This window comes from Larsenimonas suaedae (assembly GCF_023712105.1).
In the GTDB taxonomy this organism is placed as follows: domain Bacteria; phylum Pseudomonadota; class Gammaproteobacteria; order Pseudomonadales; family Halomonadaceae; genus Larsenimonas; species Larsenimonas suaedae.
This window is the reverse complement of record NZ_JAMLJI010000001.1, coordinates 502,790-517,248: the sequence shown is the minus strand read 5'-3', so window position 1 is coordinate 517,248 and position 14,459 is coordinate 502,790. Positions and strand designations below refer to the sequence as shown.

Sequence of the window (14,459 nt, the reverse complement as noted above, 5' to 3'; positions counted from 1 at the left end):
AGCCGTTTCCATTTTCCATCAAACAACATGACGGGATTGATTTAGCATGCGCAGCCATTATTGCGGCCAATTGAACGAAACCCTGGTAGATCACGACGTTACCCTATGTGGTTGGGTGCATCGCCGCCGCGACCACGGGGGCGTGATCTTTCTTGATATGCGCGACCGCGAAGGCGTGGCCCAGGTGGTCGTCGATCCCGACACGCCCAATGCCTTCGAACAGGCGGACAAGGCGCGAAGCGAGTATGTGCTGCGCATCAAGGGCCGCATTCGTCTTCGCCCGGAAGGCACCCAGAATTCGAACATGCCAACTGGTCTGATCGAAGTGCTCGCCCACGACGTTGAAGTCCTGAACGCTGCAGCCACGCCGCCGTTCCAGCTCGACGAGCACGGCAAGGTCGGGGAAGAGACCCGTCTCAAGTACCGCTACATCGATCTGCGTCGTCCTGAAATGATCGAGCGTTTCAAGCTGCGCTCTCGCATTACACACAGCGTCCGTGCCTATCTTGAAGGCAACGACTTTCTCGACGTCGAAACACCGATTCTTACGCGTGCAACGCCGGAAGGCGCGCGGGATTATCTGGTGCCGAGTCGAACCCACGGCGGTCAGTTCTTTGCGCTCCCGCAATCGCCACAGCTCTTCAAGCAGCTTCTGATGGTGTCCGGCTTCGACCGCTATTATCAGATCGCCAAGTGTTTCCGCGACGAGGACCTGCGCGCCGACCGTCAGCCGGAATTTACCCAGATCGACCTCGAGGCCTCGTTCGTCGACGAAAACGACATCATGGGCCTGACCGAGGAGATGATTCGTCAGCTCTTCAGCGATGTGCTTGATGTAACGCTTCCTGCCTTCCCGCAGATGACCTACGCCGACGCCATGCGCCGCTTTGGCTCCGACAAGCCGGACCTTCGCATCCCGCTTGAGCTGGTTGATGTCGATGATCTCCTGAAACACGTCGACTTCAAGGTGTTCTCGGGCCCGGCCAACGATGAAAACGGCCGCGTGACGGCGCTTCGTGTGCCCAATGGCGCCAAGCTCACCCGCAAGGAAATCGACGAATACACCAAGTTCGTGGGCATCTACGGCGCGCGTGGCCTTGCCTACATCAAGGTCAATGATCGCGCCAGCGGCCTTGAGGGGCTGCAGTCACCCATCGTCAAGTTCATGGAAAACGTCGTCGGTGACGTACTTGACCGCGTAGGCGCTGAAGATGGCGACATCGTTTTCTTTGGTGCCGATACCGCCAAGATCGTCTCGGAAGCGCTCGGTGCGCTGCGCGTTAAACTCGGTGAAGACCTTGAGCTTTACACCAGTGAGTGGGCACCGCTGTGGGTCGTCGATTTCCCGATGTTCGAGCGTGAAGACAGTGGCCGCCTGAGCGCGCTTCACCATCCGTTTACCGCACCGTCCTGCAGCGCCGATGAGCTCAAGGCCGCACCGGAGAAGGCCCTGTCGCGTGCCTACGACATGGTATTGAACGGCACCGAACTCGGCGGCGGCTCGATCCGTATTCACAATCAGGATATGCAGCGAGCGGTCTTTGAGGTGCTTGGTATCGGTGAAGAGGAAGCCACTGAAAAATTCGGCTTCCTGCTGGACGCACTTCAATTCGGCGCGCCACCCCACGGTGGTCTGGCCTTCGGCCTCGACCGGCTTGTCATGCTGATGACCGGTGGGCGTACCATCCGTGATGTGATCGCGTTCCCGAAAACCCAGAGTGCGGCCTGCATGATGACCGATGCGCCAGGGGATGTGTCTGCCCAGCAGCTCAAGGAACTCAACATTCGCCTGAAGGCAAAAGCCAGCGAATGATCAAGACAAGGGCCGCCACAGTGCGGCCCTTTCCCGTTCATGCGTTCACCTTTACAGGGTTGATCCCAAACGCATCCAGGTCCAAAGGAAGAGGGCAACCATGATCATTCTTGGCATCGACCCAGGTTCCATCCGCACAGGCTTTGGGGTGATCGATATTACGGATGGCCAGATTCGCTATATGGACAGCGGCTGTATTCGCATCACGGCACCAGACCTTCCCCAGAAACTTGCACAAATCTACGCAGGCGTCAGTGAGCTGATCGCCCGTCACCGCCCGGCAGAACTCGCCATCGAGCAGGTTTTCATGTCAAAGAACGCCGACTCCGCGCTGAAGCTCGGCCAGGCCAGAGGCGCAGCCATTGTCTGTGGTGCCAATCATGGGCTTGAGGTTGCCGAGTACGCGGCCCGCCACATCAAGCAGACCGTGGCCGGTCATGGCAACGCCGACAAGCACCAGGTTCAACAAATGGTCACGCTGACGCTTGGCATCGATGGTCCTCTGCAAAGCGACGCCTCAGATGCGCTCGCCATCGCATTGACCCACCATTACGCCTGCCGCGGCGTTTCGGGGCGCTCCCACAGTCAGAAGCGACGCAGCAGCGGGCGCAAGAGCTGGCGTCAATTTTCGGTCTAACGGCCTGTTTTCAACCAACTACCAACCGTAACGCAGCCTCTCTGGTCAATCGTCAGGGGCGCAAGTATAGTGGCCGTTTGCAAGCCAAGCGTTGGAATCTCATCTCATGATTGGTCGCCTTTACGGAACCATACTCGAAAAGCGCCCGCCGCTGGTTGTGATCGACGTACATGGCATCGGTTACGAACTCGAAGCCTCCATGACTACGCTCATTCACATGCCCGAACCCGGGCAGATGGCGCTCCTGTATACCCATTTGGCCGTACGCGAAGACGCCCATCTGCTTTATGGTTTTTTCCATGAAGAAGAGCGGCAGCTCTTTCGCGAGCTTATTCGAATCTCAGGCGTTGGCCCCCGGCTTGCCCTGGCGATCCTTTCCGGCATGGAAAAGGACGTTCTGATTCGCTGCGTGATGGATGAAGACAGCAAGGCGCTCACGCGTTTGCCGGGTGTTGGCAAAAAAACCGCCGATCGATTGATCATCGAACTGCGCGACCGTCTGAGCAAATGGACCACGACCCACGACCTATACAGCGACGACGCCACCGCGAACAGCACAGCAACCCCTGTCCGACAGGACAATTACGCCGATTCCGAGTCGGCGCTGGTCGCGCTTGGCTACAAACCGACTGAAGCCGCGAAGATGCTGGCCGATATCGACACCGAACAGCCGACCGAGGCCGTCATCAAGGCGGCGCTGACACGCAAGATGGGAGTAGGGCGCTGAGATGATTGAATCCGATCGCTTGATCAGTCCCAAAACCGACAGTCACGAAGAGCGCGCCGATTCAGCCATTCGCCCCAAGCGCCTGTCCGACTACATCGGCCAGCGCCAGGTGCGTGACCAGCTCGATATTTTCATTACCGCCGCCAGACAGCGCGGCGATGCACTCGATCACACCTTGGTATTTGGCCCGCCGGGGCTTGGCAAGACCACGCTTGCCAACATCATCGCCACCGAAATGGGCAGCGAGCTGACGGCAACCTCCGGCCCCGTGCTTGAAAAGGCCGGCGATCTCGCCGCGCTTCTTACAAGCCTGAGCGAAGGCGACGTGCTGTTCATCGATGAAATTCACCGCATGTCAGCCAACATTGAGGAAATTCTCTATCCCGCCATGGAGGATTTTCAGCTCGACATCATGATCGGTGAAGGGCCGGCGGCGCGGTCCATCAAGATCGATCTGCCACGCTTTACCCTTGTAGGCGCAACCACCCGTGCGGGGCTTTTGACCTCGCCGCTGAGGGACCGTTTCGGCATCGTGCAGCGCCTCGAGTTCTATCAGATCGATGAGCTGAGCCAGATCGTTACGCGCTCGGCAAGGCTTCTGGGCCTTGAGAGTGAGCCCGAAGGCGCGCTTGAGATTGCACGGCGCTCACGCGGGACACCGCGCATCGCCAATCGGCTGCTTCGTCGGGTGCGAGATGTTGCCGAGGTCAAGGGCGATGGCCGGCTGACCGCCGAGATTGCCGATATTGCCCTGAACATGCTGCACGTCGACCGTCATGGGTTGGATCACATGGACCGGCGGCTTCTTCTGGCCATGATCGACAAGTTCGACGGCGGGCCGGTCGGTGTCGAGAGTCTTGCCGCGGCCATCAGCGAAGAGCGTGACACCATCGAGGATGTGCTTGAACCCTACCTGATTCAGCAGGGATTCATGCTCAGAACCGCTCGCGGGCGCATGGTGACCCGTCTGGCGTACACCCATTTCGAGCTTCCGCCGCCATCGCGCATGGCCGGTGAAGCGCCAAGAGTACAGGAATGACATGAGCAGTCAGATCCACGTTCGCGTCTACATCGAAGATACCGACGCCGGCCGGATCGTCTATCATGCCCGCTATCTTCACTATTTCGAACGGGCTCGGACCGAATGGCTCCGCGATCTGGGTCTTGAGCAACAGGGGCTTCTGGATCAAGGCGTGCAGTTGGTCGTTCGCTCGATCACCTGCCGTTTCAAACGTCCGGCCCGGCTCGATGATGTCCTGTCGGTGAGCACAACAGTGCTTCGTCATTCATCCTGTTCGGCCGTGTTCGAGCAGCGTATTGAATGCAACGGGGAACACCTGTGCGATGCCGAGGTCGACATAGCATGCATCGATGCCCACCGGCAGCGACCGATGCGTTGGCCGTCCGTGTTCAACGCCGCTTTCACCAACGACCACTAGTCCGAGTTACGAGGAATTTCCGTGAACGATTCGATGTCCATTGTGTCGCTCTTTCTTCACGCCAGCCTGATTGTCCAGGTGGTGATGTTGATCCTGCTTGCTGCCTCCATTCTGTCCTGGGTGCTCATCTTTCAAAAAAGCTTCGGTCTGCGGCGCGAAGAAAAGGAATACACCAAGTTCGAAACCCGGTTCTGGTCCGGTGTGGATCTCAATGAGCTTTATCGCGAAGTTCCGTCAGAAGGTGCCACTGGTGCGGCCCACGTCTTTCGTGCGGGCTTTCGCGAGTTCAATCGACTGATGCCCAAGGCCCGAAGCAATCAGGCGGTGCTGGATGGCGTTCAGCGCGCCATGCGTGTTGCGCTTTCAAGAGAAGAAGAGCGGCTCAATCAGCACTTGCCGATCCTTGCAACGATCAGCTCGTCCAGCCCCTACATCGGTCTTTTCGGCACGGTATGGGGCATCATGGGCTCCTTCCAGGCGCTGGGTAACGCTCAGCAGGCAACGCTTGCAACAGTTGCACCGTGGATTGCCGAGGCGCTCGTCGCCACCGCCATGGGTCTGTTCGCTGCCATTCCGGCCGTTATCTTCTACAACCGGCTGACCACCAAGAGCGACCGGCAGATGGGCCGCCTTGAAGATTTTGCCGAGGAATTTCATTCCATCCTGCACCGAAATGTTCAATCGCGTGAACAGGATGAGAAGAGCAAGGAGCACTGATCATGCAGGGCCCCTACAATCGACGAAAACGTCGCAAGCTCTCGAGCGAGATCAACGTCGTCCCGTTCATCGATGTCATGCTGGTGCTTTTGATCATCTTCATGATTACCGCCCCGATGATGAATCAAGGGGTCGATGTCGAGTTGCCGAAGGTCAGTTCCGAGCCGATCGAAAACCAGGCGGACCCGGTCATTGTCTCGGTCGACAAGGCCGGGCAGTACTACATCAACCTGGGCGATGATCACGAAAAGCCGATCGAGCTTGATGAAATCGGCGACCAAGTGGTCAAGATCGTCACTCGCAACCCCAAGACACCGGTCATGGTGCGCGGAGACACCAACGCGACCTATGGGCAGATCGTCACGCTCATGAGTACGTTACAGGGCGCAGGTGTGCCAAATGTCGGTCTGATTTCCGATCCGCCCAGCGCGAACTAGGAACACACGATGGCTTATCATTCACGCCCGCCCGGCTATGGCCTGCCTCTGGCTCTTGCGCTGGCGCTCCATGGCGGCATTCTTGGCCTTACTCTGATGACCTGGCCGGAAAAGAAGCCTGACGAAAGCTCCAATGCCATCGTCAATGCGCGCCTCGTTCAAATGGAAACCGCCACTGACAAGCCTCAGCGCCCCTCTGAGGCCAAGGGCACGGCCATGCCCGACGCGCCGGAAAAACAGTCCGAAGCACCGACCCCAGAGAAAGAGACGGCGGCACCAGAGCCTGCTGAGACCGCTCCAAGCGACGACCAGGTTGACCTGAAGCAAGCTGAAGCAGCCGCCAAGCAAAAAGCCGAAGCAGCCGCCAAGCAAAAGGCTGAAGCAGCCGCCAAGCAAAAGGCTGAAGCAGCCGCCAAGCAAAAGGCTGAAGCAGCCGCCAAGCAAAAAGCCGAAGCAGAGGCCAAGCAAAAGGCTGAAGCAGCCGCCAAGCAAAAAGCCGAAGCAGAGGCCAAGCAAAAGGCTGAAGCAGCCGCCAAGCAAAAAGCCGAAGCAGCCGCCAAGCAAAAGGCTGAAGCAGAGGCCAAGCAAAAGGCTGAAGCAGCCGCCAAGCAAAAAGCCGAAGCAGAGGCCAAGCAAAAAGCCGAAGCAGAGGCCAAGAAGAAAGCTGAAGCAGAGGCCAAGAAGAAAGCCGAAGCAGAGGCCAAGAAAAAGGCCGCAGCTCAGAAAGAAGCCGAGCGTCAGAAAAAGCTGGCCGCCGCAGCCGCCGCAGCAAGCCAGGATGCGTTCGGCAGTGCCGTAAGCGATGAGAAGCAGTCCATTTCCAACGCAAAACAGGCGCAGGAGGCTGCCAATGGCTTCAAGAATCTGGTCCGGCGCTATGTCGAGCAGGCGTGGCGTCAACCCGATAATCTGAGCCCGGACATCAAGGCAACGCTTACACTTAAACTGTTGCCGACCGGTGAGCTGGTCGATGTTCGAGTAACACGCAGTAGCGGCAATGCGGCGTTCGATCAATCGGCGATCCGCGCGGTGCAACAGGCGGCACCGTTCAAGGAGCTGCAACAGCTGTCGCCCGCCCAACAAACACAATTCAGAGAGTTCAATCTGCTGTTCAATCCGGAGGATGTGCGCTGATGAGACAAATGCTACGAGCCGCGCTGGCCTTTATCGTCATGGCGCTTGCCGCCAGGACGGCCATGGCGGCCAATGACCTGACCATCGAAATTACCAAGGGTAATGATCAAGCGATTCCAATTGCGGTCGTTCCGTTCAAGGGGGAGGGCACATCCCCCGGCACCGATGTTGCCCAGGTCGTTGCCGATGACCTCGAGCACAGCGGTCGCTTCGATCCGATCGACCGCAAGGATCTGATTTCACTGCCAGGCGCGGGGGACACCCTCAACTACAGCGACTGGAAGATGATCAATGCCAACTATGTGGTGGTCGGCAAGATGACACCAGAAGGCAATGGCTACAAGATCAGCTTCGAACTGCATGATGTGCTGGGGCAAAAACGTGTACTGGGTCAGTATGTCAGCGCCTCAAGGGATCAGCTACGCGCAGGCGCGCACTTCATTGCCGATCAAATCTACAAGAAGATCACGGATGTTCGTGGCGCATTTTCGACGCAGATCGCCTACGTCAGTGCAACCGGCACCGATCAGAACATGCAGTTTACCTTGAACGTTTCAGACTATGATGGCTACAACGCTCGCCAGGTCTTGAGTTCCAACGAGCCAATTCTATCGCCGGCATGGTCTCCCGATGGCAAAAAGCTGGCCTACGTGTCATTTGAGGGCGGCCGACCGGCCATTTACGTCCAACAGCTTACCAGCGGCAAGCGCATCAAGTTGACGTCGTTCAAGGGCATCAATGGCGCACCGGCCTGGTCACCGGATGGACGTCGCCTGGCCATGTCGCTTTCAAAAAGCGGGCATCCTGAAATCTATGTCATGAATCTTGCCGATCGTTCATTGACGCGACTTACCAATTCGAGCGCGATCAATACCGAGCCAAGCTGGTCTCCGGATGGTCAGCACATCCTCTTTACCTCCGATCGCAGCGGCGGACCACAGCTCTACGAATACACCCTCGGCAGTGGTCAGGTCAGCCGCAAAACCTTCACAGGTCCCTACAATGCCGGCGGTCACTACAGTCCTGATGGCAAGAACATCTTCATGGTTACTCGTGATGACAGTGGCTATCACGTTGCAAAACAAAGCCTTGAAAACGGTCGTGTTACAGTGCTTACAAAAACACGCTGGGACGAGGCACCGACCATTGCACCGAACGGGACAATGGTGGAATATGCCACTCAGCGGGGAACTCAAGGAGTTCTCGGCTTGGTGTCAGACGATGGGAAAGCGGAATTCGTGATTCCATCAACAAAAGGGAATGTTCGTGAACCGGCGTGGTCGCCCTTTACGGACTAAAACGCTAAGCTAGTATTTGTTGTACTTTTAAAGAGCAAGGAGAGTCCTATGCAGTTCACCACGACAGCCAAAACTCTGGCAGCCGCACTTTCATTTGCAGTAATCGCCGGCTGCTCCAGCGGTGGTGGCACGCAAGACGGCACAGGAAGTGGCACCATGGATACCGATGGCATGACGTCTGGCACATCCAGCCAGGGCATGAACAGCGGTCAGAACATGAACGTCCAGATGCCTGACGTCATGACCATCTACTTCGAGTTCGACCAGGAAACCATTCAGTCCAAGTACGAGCAGGTACTGAACGGCCACGCGGCGTATCTGAAAGCCAACCAGAGTGCAAGCGTTGTTCTGCAGGGTTACGCCGATGAGCGTGGCACCCGTGAATACAACCTGGCCCTCGGCGAGCGCCGTGCGAATGCTGTCAAACAGTACCTGGTCATGCAGGGCGTTTCAGCTTCACAGATCGAAGTCGTGAGCTACGGCGAAGAGCGTCCGGCAGTTGAAGGGCACTCCGAGTCTGCCTACGCCGAGAACCGTCGTGTCGTCTTTGACTACTAAGACGCGGAGTATTGCATGAACTACAGTCTGAAAAGACTGTGCGGCGCGGGAGCTTTAATGCTCCCGCTGTCCGTTGCGGGGCTCTCCCCAGCACTCGCCGCACAATCGAACTCCCTCTACGATCAGACCGGCATCAGCTCCGGCGGTCTGTCTACCTTCAATCAGCTTCAAAGCCAGCAGCAGGATATCAATGCGCTGCGTGGGCAAATCGAAGAGCTGAAACATCAGCTTCAAGAACAGAAAGAACTGTCCCAGAAACGTTATATGGATCTCGAGCAGCGTCTGTCCAACGCCGATAGCCAGAGTGCGTCGACGTCGAATCAGGCGAGCTCGAACGAGGATAGCGATCCGATCTCGACGGCGGCCCGCCAGGGGTCTAGTACCGCAGCGACGGGTAATGATGGCGCGCAGCAGGCCTATCAGGACGCATTTTCGAACGTTCAAAGCCGCAAGTTCGACGAGGCAATCGATGCCTTTGAGAAATTCACTGCGAGCTATCCGGAGTCGAATCTGAACGCCAACGCCTATTATTGGCTCGGCGAGTCCTATGCGGCCAAGTCGCAGCTGAGTAAATCAGCCGGTGCGTTTCAGACGGTACTCGACAAGTACAGCAACAGCAGCAAGGTGCCCGATGCGATGTATCGCCTGGGCTTGGTCGAGGCTCGGCTAGGTAATGGTTCCAAGGCCATGGCGCTATTGAAGCAAGTCGTTAGCGACTACCCCAATTCCGGTGCAGCGACCAAGTCGCAGAACTTCATCGATCAGATGCGCTGAGAAAAGCGGCGATACGCCGCTTTCCCCTTTGGGCATGATGGCTTTCAAACGGCTCATCCTTTTGAACACATTCGCGTCTAAAGACCCAGCTGCGCTCGAAGTGCCTTGGTGGTGTCGGCTGGCGTATCAAACAAAAGATCCGCTGACCACGAGGCTGGATCATCCTCATCTCGCAGATAGCCGTAACCCACCGCAATCGCCACCATGCCGGCGCGTCGAGCGGCATCGACATCACGCTCATGATCGCCCAGATACCAGCACGCACTTGGTGACACGCCGAGCCGCTCGGCCGCAACCAGCAGCGGCGTAGGATCTGGTTTTTTCACGGGAAGATCATCCGCGCACAGCAGGACATCAGGCTGTACATTCAGTGCCTCAAGCAGGGGCACCGCAAACTGTCGGGGCTTATTGGTAACGATTCCCCAAGGCACGGCACGCCGCTTGAACGCCTGCACCAGATCGGCAAAACCGTCGAAGAGCCGACTGTCAACGGCCACATCCTCGCCATAGAATTCCAGAAGCTGTGTCCGACAGGCATCGTGCTCCGGGTGATCAATGGGCATATCGAGCGCAAGTGTCACCAGCGCACTGCCACCGTGAGAGACCTCGCGCCGGATCGTTGTTTCATCCAGCGCAGGGCGACCATAGTGTTTTCGCAATCGATTGGTGGCCCGCGCCAGATCCGGCGCGGTATCGACAAGCGTGCCGTCGAGGTCGAACAGAATTGCTGCAGGGGCCGGCAGCGTCATGAGGCGGTCTCTTCCTTGCGGAAATGGGCAAAGTAGTTGACCTTCAAATCGTTTGACGACAGACGGTAACCTCGGGTCAACGGGTTGTACTGCATCCCGGTCAAATCCTGCGGAGAGAGCCCGGCCTGGCGTGCCCAGCGCGCCATTTCTGATGGCCGGATGAACTTTTTGTAATCATGGGTGCCCTTGGGCAGAAGCCCCAACACATATTCGGCACCGACCACCGCCAGGGCGTACGCCTTTGGATGTCGATTGATGGTCGAGAAGAATACATGCCCACCCGGCTTGACCAGACGCGCGCAGGCCTCGATCACGCTTGCCGGTTCAGGCACATGCTCAAGCATCTCCATGCACGTGACGACATCGAACATACCGGCGTGTTCATCGGCAAGCTTTTCGGCACTGATACAGCGGTAATCAACGTTGATGCCACTTTCTTCCTGGTGAAGTCGTGCGACTGCCAGCGGTGCCTCTCCCATGTCGATGCCGGTCACCTGTGCACCGCGATAGGCCATGGCCTCGCTTAGAAGCCCACCCCCGCAGCCGATATCCACAACGGTCTTACCAATCAGATGCGCACGCTGGTCGATGTAGTCGAGTCGAAGCGGGTTGATGTCGTGCAGCGGCTTGAATTCACCGTCTCGGTCCCACCAGCGTTCCGCCAGCGCTTCAAACTTGTCGATTTCAGCGCGATCCACATTCTCTGTCTGCGTTGTCATGCCGTGCCTTCCTTGCTCATTTCGTTGCGTCGAACCTCGACGGTATCAATCAGGGCCGCTTCATCGATGCGGGTTAATCGGCCATCACTTAAAAGCGGTGATCCCTTGACCCAGACGTGGGTGACCTGACGGCTATTGACCGCATACACCAGCGCCGATTCCGGATGGTGAACGGGGAGGGTATTGAGCGCGTTCAAATCGACCGCCATCAGATCGGCCTCGAAACCGGGCTTCAGCTGACCGACGCGGTCGCCCAATCCGATCGCGCGCGCGCTTTCACGGGTCGCCATGGCAAGCGCGTCCATTGCCGGCAGGGACTGCGCGTTTCGGCTTACCCCCTTGGCAAGAAGCGCTGCCGTTTTCATTTCATCGAACATATCCAGATCGTTGTTGCTGCACGCACCGTCGGTGCCAAGGCCGACCACCGTGCCTTGAGCACGAAGCTCCGTGACCGGACACATGCCGCTTGCCAGTTTCAGGTTCGACTGGGGGCAGTGAATGATCGACGTGTTTGACTCGGCCACAAGCGCCATGTCCGAGGCGTCGAGTTGCGTCATGTGCACTGCCTGAAAGTTTGGGCCGAGCAGCCCCGCCGAGGCCAGTCTCGAAAGAGGGCGACGGCCGGTCTTGGCTCGCTCCTGCTCAATTTCATCGGCGGTTTCGTGCACGTGCATCTGAATCGGAAGCCCCAGCGACTGCTGCGCCTTGTAAAGCATTGCCAGACTGTCATCGCTCACCGTATAGGGCGCGTGGGGGCCGAAGGCGAGGGTCAACGTGTCATGGGGAGCCACCTGATCCATTAGGGCCCGGGTCTTATCGAGCCCATGGCTGAAATTTTTTGACCAGGGGATTTCGAAGTCGATCAAGGGCGTGCAGAGCTGCGCGCGCATGCCGCAGGCCACGATCGGCTCAACTACGTCTTCCGGGGCCAGGTACATGTCGGAAAACGTGGTGGTTCCGGAGCGGATCATTTCCGCCATCGCCAGCCGCGTGCCATCGGCAACAAACTCGCCTTGCATGAAGCGGGCCTCCGCCGGCCAGATGTGCTCATTGAGCCAGGTCATCAGCGGAAGATCATCGGCGTAGCCACGCAAAAGGCTCATGCCGGCATGATTATGCGCATTGACAAACCCCGGCAGCACGGCGTGCTCGGTCAGTCGGTGGTGCGTCTCGGCGCAGTATCTGGGCGCAATCTGATCGATGGGGCCTAGATCGATGATGCGCCCTTGATCGATTGCGATCGCCTGATGTTCAAGTACAGGCTGATCGTCCGTCATTGGCAGGACCCACCGACATTCGAGCAATAACTGGATCGACTGGGGCGAAGACATCGTATATAGGCTCCTTGTAAGATGGATCTCTATTCTAGCGGTTAGACCGGCCGGGGTCAGGTACAGGCGCCTAATCGCTTGCACATCTGTCTTTCTTTTTCAGGAACTCGTTTTCTATGTGCACACCGCTTAACAGCGCCATCGATTGGCAGGGCAATACACTCTGGCTGCTCGATCAGCGGGCGCTGCCCGTCGACACCCGCTGGCTTGAATGTACGCACGTTGATCAGGTCAACGAGGCCATTCAGACCATGGTGGTTCGTGGGGCGCCGGCCATCGGGATCGCGGCGGCCTACGGCGTTGTCCTCTCGGCCATCGCTCACCGGGCGGCCTCCACGATCGATCCGATCATCGATGACTGTGCTCGCCTGGCCCAGTCACGGCCGACGGCAGTCAATCTTCAATGGGCCATCGATCGAATGCTTGGCGTACTTAAAAAGCATTCAGCCCCGCAGCCTGCCATCGATGCCCTTGTGCACGAAGCCGAGGCGATTCATCGAGAAGACATCGAAAACAACCTCACGCTGGCCGAGCACGGCGCCGCCTTTCTGGCGCAGCAGGAACCCGCGTCCTTTGCCGTGATGACGCACTGCAACACCGGGGCACTTGCAACCGGTGGGCATGGAACGGCGCTCGGCATCATACAGACTGCCTGGTCTCGAGGGGTGATCGACCATGTGGTGGTCAATGAAACCCGCCCCTGGATGCAGGGCGCTCGGTTGACCGCCTGGGAGCTTCAACAGTCCGGCATTTCAATGGCGCTTCAAACCGAGGGTGCCGCAGGACTGACCTTTTCAAGCGGCAAAACCCGGTGGCTCATTGTCGGTGCTGATCGCATCGCTGCCAACGGAGACGTTGCCAACAAGATCGGCACCTACACGCTTGCCATTGCGGCTCGCCATCACGGCATGCGCGTCATGGTCGCAGCACCGATCAGCACGTTCGACCTCTCGATTCCGGATGGGTCACACATTCCGATAGAGACGCGCTCGGAAGACGAGTTGTTCTATCAAGGCGGCACGCGGATCGCGCCGGACGGCATCCGCGCCTTCAATCCGGCCTTCGATATTACGCCTCATACACTGATCGATGCGCTCGTTACCGAGCAGGGGGTCATCGAGACGCCGTGTCGGGAAAAAATCGAAAACCATGTTAAAGTTTAAACCCAGTTACGCACAGACATGTCATGATCGGTCTGATATGTTGCCACCCCCAATCAAATAAAGGACCAAGGAATGATCCGTAAAGCAGTCTTGCCCGTCGCCGGTTTTGGTACTCGTTGTCTGCCTGCCTCCAAGGCCATTCCAAAGGAAATGATCACCATCGTCGACAAGCCGGTGATCCAGTACGTCGTTCAGGAAGCGGTCGAAGCAGGCATCAAAGAGATCATTCTCGTCACGCATGCCACCAAGTCAGCGATCGAAAACCATTTCGATACGCACTTCGAGCTCGAAAACCAGCTCGAAGCCAAAGGCAAAGACGAACTGCTCGATGAAGTACGCAACATTGTCCCAAGCGATGTGTCCATCATCAGCGTTCGCCAGCATCAGGCCCTCGGCCTCGGTCACGCCGTTGCCTGCGCTCGCTCTGTCATCGGCGATGAAGAGCCATTCGCGGTTCTTCTGCCGGACGTGCTCGTTGACTGTGACGGTCGCGACAAGAACGACCTTCGCGGCATGATCGAAGCCTATGACGCAACCGGTCAGGCGCAGATCATGGTTGAAAGCGTTCCGCAGGAAGTTGCCTACAAGTATGGCATCGTGGCCCTCGAAGGCGATGCGCCGTCTCCGGGTCAGAGCGCCAAGATCACAGGCATGGTCGAAAAACCGGCCACCGGTGAAGAGCCGTCTACCCTTGCCGTCATCGGCCGTTACCTGCTTCCGGGCCGCATCTTCCCGCTGCTTGCCGAAACCAAGCCGGGTGCAGGCAACGAAATTCAGCTGACCGACGCGATCGACGCGCTTCGCGGAGAAAGCGACGTAGCGGCGTATCGCATGCAGGGCGATACCTACGATTGCGGTCATCAGCTAGGCTACCTGGAAGCCACGCTGTCCTTTGCCAAGCGTCATCCGAAATTCGGCGAAGGATTCCGTGAACTTCTGACCCGCTATAGCCAAGAGGGATAA

The 14,459-nt window shown here is 57.9% G+C and carries 16 protein-coding genes; 13 read left to right on the top strand and 3 right to left on the bottom strand.

Going from position 1 to position 14,459, the window contains the following annotated elements; genetic code table 11:
• Window positions 1-46: 46 nt before the first annotated feature.
• The 11 genes from aspS (at window position 47) to ybgF (ending at window position 9,534) form a co-directional block, all read left to right on the top strand.
• Window positions 47-1,813: an aspartate--tRNA ligase gene (aspS, locus tag NAT49_RS02445; RefSeq protein WP_251590046.1), complete on the top strand. Its 1,767-nt coding sequence runs from the start codon at window positions 47-49 to the stop codon at window positions 1,811-1,813.
• A 100-nt stretch (window positions 1,814-1,913) separates the two neighbouring features.
• Window positions 1,914-2,450 (top strand): crossover junction endodeoxyribonuclease RuvC, encoded by a 537-nt coding sequence (ruvC, locus tag NAT49_RS02440; RefSeq protein WP_251590044.1) that lies wholly within the window; start codon window positions 1,914-1,916, stop codon window positions 2,448-2,450.
• A 106-nt stretch (window positions 2,451-2,556) separates the two neighbouring features.
• Window positions 2,557-3,177: a Holliday junction branch migration protein RuvA gene (gene ruvA, locus NAT49_RS02435; protein WP_251590042.1), complete on the top strand. Its 621-nt coding sequence runs from the start codon at window positions 2,557-2,559 to the stop codon at window positions 3,175-3,177.
• A 1-nt stretch (window position 3,178) separates the two neighbouring features.
• Window positions 3,179-4,216, top strand: a complete 1,038-nt coding sequence (gene ruvB / locus NAT49_RS02430; protein WP_251590040.1) for a Holliday junction branch migration DNA helicase RuvB — start codon at window positions 3,179-3,181, stop codon at window positions 4,214-4,216.
• 1 nt (window position 4,217) lies between these two features.
• On the top strand, window positions 4,218-4,616 hold the full coding sequence (gene ybgC / locus NAT49_RS02425) for a tol-pal system-associated acyl-CoA thioesterase (RefSeq protein WP_251590039.1): 399 nt from the start codon (window positions 4,218-4,220) through the stop codon (window positions 4,614-4,616).
• A 33-nt stretch (window positions 4,617-4,649) separates the two neighbouring features.
• On the top strand, window positions 4,650-5,333 hold the full coding sequence (gene tolQ / locus NAT49_RS02420; RefSeq protein WP_285836022.1) for a protein TolQ: 684 nt from the start codon (window positions 4,650-4,652) through the stop codon (window positions 5,331-5,333).
• Window positions 5,334-5,335: 2 nt separating this feature from the next.
• A complete protein-coding gene (gene tolR / locus NAT49_RS02415; protein WP_251590037.1) occupies window positions 5,336-5,770 on the top strand; it encodes a protein TolR in 435 nt (144 codons plus the stop codon).
• 9 nt (window positions 5,771-5,779) lie between these two features.
• Window positions 5,780-6,904: a cell envelope integrity protein TolA gene (gene tolA, locus NAT49_RS02410; protein WP_251590036.1), complete on the top strand. Its 1,125-nt coding sequence runs from the start codon at window positions 5,780-5,782 to the stop codon at window positions 6,902-6,904.
• Complete coding sequence (tolB, locus tag NAT49_RS02405; protein WP_251590035.1) at window positions 6,904-8,202, top strand: Tol-Pal system beta propeller repeat protein TolB; 1,299 nt, start codon at window positions 6,904-6,906, stop codon at window positions 8,200-8,202. Before tolA ends, tolB begins: the two co-directional genes overlap by 1 nt.
• A 48-nt stretch (window positions 8,203-8,250) precedes the next feature.
• The gene (gene pal / locus NAT49_RS02400; protein WP_251590033.1) at window positions 8,251-8,760 is read left to right on the top strand and encodes a peptidoglycan-associated lipoprotein Pal; all 510 of its coding nucleotides are present in this window, start codon (window positions 8,251-8,253) and stop codon (window positions 8,758-8,760) included.
• A gap of 57 nt (window positions 8,761-8,817) precedes the next feature.
• Window positions 8,818-9,534 (top strand): tol-pal system protein YbgF, encoded by a 717-nt coding sequence (gene ybgF, locus NAT49_RS02395; protein ID WP_251590032.1) that lies wholly within the window; start codon window positions 8,818-8,820, stop codon window positions 9,532-9,534.
• A gap of 77 nt (window positions 9,535-9,611) precedes the next feature.
• On the opposite strand, the gene NAT49_RS02390 is transcribed toward ybgF, so the two are convergent.
• Genes NAT49_RS02390 through NAT49_RS02380 form a run of 3 tightly spaced genes read right to left on the bottom strand, consistent with a single transcriptional unit; the run spans window position 9,612 to window position 12,333 of the window.
• Complete coding sequence (locus tag NAT49_RS02390) at window positions 9,612-10,283, bottom strand: HAD-IA family hydrolase (RefSeq protein WP_251590031.1); 672 nt, start codon at window positions 10,281-10,283, stop codon at window positions 9,612-9,614.
• A complete protein-coding gene (gene ubiG / locus NAT49_RS02385) occupies window positions 10,280-11,002 on the bottom strand; it encodes a bifunctional 2-polyprenyl-6-hydroxyphenol methylase/3-demethylubiquinol 3-O-methyltransferase UbiG (protein WP_251590030.1) in 723 nt (240 codons plus the stop codon). The genes NAT49_RS02390 and ubiG overlap by 4 nt, the downstream gene beginning before the upstream one ends.
• Window positions 10,999-12,333 carry a TRZ/ATZ family hydrolase gene (locus NAT49_RS02380; RefSeq protein ID WP_251590029.1) on the bottom strand — a complete coding sequence of 445 codons (1,335 nt, stop codon included), beginning with the start codon at window positions 12,331-12,333 and terminating at the stop codon, window positions 10,999-11,001. Before NAT49_RS02380 ends, ubiG begins: the two co-directional genes overlap by 4 nt.
• Window positions 12,334-12,449: 116 nt before the next feature.
• On the opposite strand from NAT49_RS02380, the gene mtnA reads away from it, so the two are divergent.
• Both mtnA and galU read left to right on the top strand, forming a co-directional pair.
• Window positions 12,450-13,496, top strand: coding sequence for an S-methyl-5-thioribose-1-phosphate isomerase (gene mtnA, locus NAT49_RS02375; protein WP_251590028.1), 1,047 nt, complete (start codon window positions 12,450-12,452; stop codon window positions 13,494-13,496).
• 72 nt (window positions 13,497-13,568) lie between these two features.
• Window positions 13,569-14,459: a UTP--glucose-1-phosphate uridylyltransferase GalU gene (gene galU / locus NAT49_RS02370; protein WP_251590027.1), complete on the top strand. Its 891-nt coding sequence runs from the start codon at window positions 13,569-13,571 to the stop codon at window positions 14,457-14,459.

Bases quoted from the DNA above. Each gene is read 5' to 3' on its own strand.
- aspS (WP_251590046.1), top strand. From the start codon at position 47: ATGCGCAGCCATTATTGCGGCCAATTGAACGAAACCCTGGTAGATCAC.
- ruvC (WP_251590044.1), top strand. From the start codon at position 1,914: ATGATCATTCTTGGCATCGACCCAGGTTCCATCCGCACAGGCTTTGGG.
- ruvA (WP_251590042.1), top strand. From the start codon at position 2,557: ATGATTGGTCGCCTTTACGGAACCATACTCGAAAAGCGCCCGCCGCTG.
- ruvB (WP_251590040.1), top strand. From the start codon at position 3,179: ATGATTGAATCCGATCGCTTGATCAGTCCCAAAACCGACAGTCACGAA.
- ybgC (WP_251590039.1), top strand. From the start codon at position 4,218: ATGAGCAGTCAGATCCACGTTCGCGTCTACATCGAAGATACCGACGCC.
- tolQ (WP_285836022.1), top strand. From the start codon at position 4,650: ATGTCCATTGTGTCGCTCTTTCTTCACGCCAGCCTGATTGTCCAGGTG.
- tolR (WP_251590037.1), top strand. From the start codon at position 5,336: ATGCAGGGCCCCTACAATCGACGAAAACGTCGCAAGCTCTCGAGCGAG.
- tolA (WP_251590036.1), top strand. From the start codon at position 5,780: ATGGCTTATCATTCACGCCCGCCCGGCTATGGCCTGCCTCTGGCTCTT.
- tolB (WP_251590035.1), top strand. From the start codon at position 6,904: ATGAGACAAATGCTACGAGCCGCGCTGGCCTTTATCGTCATGGCGCTT.
- pal (WP_251590033.1), top strand. From the start codon at position 8,251: ATGCAGTTCACCACGACAGCCAAAACTCTGGCAGCCGCACTTTCATTT.
- ybgF (WP_251590032.1), top strand. From the start codon at position 8,818: ATGCTCCCGCTGTCCGTTGCGGGGCTCTCCCCAGCACTCGCCGCACAA.
- NAT49_RS02390 (WP_251590031.1), bottom strand. From the start codon at position 10,283: ATGACGCTGCCGGCCCCTGCAGCAATTCTGTTCGACCTCGACGGCACG.
- ubiG (WP_251590030.1), bottom strand. From the start codon at position 11,002: ATGACAACGCAGACAGAGAATGTGGATCGCGCTGAAATCGACAAGTTT.
- NAT49_RS02380 (WP_251590029.1), bottom strand. From the start codon at position 12,333: ATGTCTTCGCCCCAGTCGATCCAGTTATTGCTCGAATGTCGGTGGGTC.
- mtnA (WP_251590028.1), top strand. From the start codon at position 12,450: ATGTGCACACCGCTTAACAGCGCCATCGATTGGCAGGGCAATACACTC.
- galU (WP_251590027.1), top strand. From the start codon at position 13,569: ATGATCCGTAAAGCAGTCTTGCCCGTCGCCGGTTTTGGTACTCGTTGT.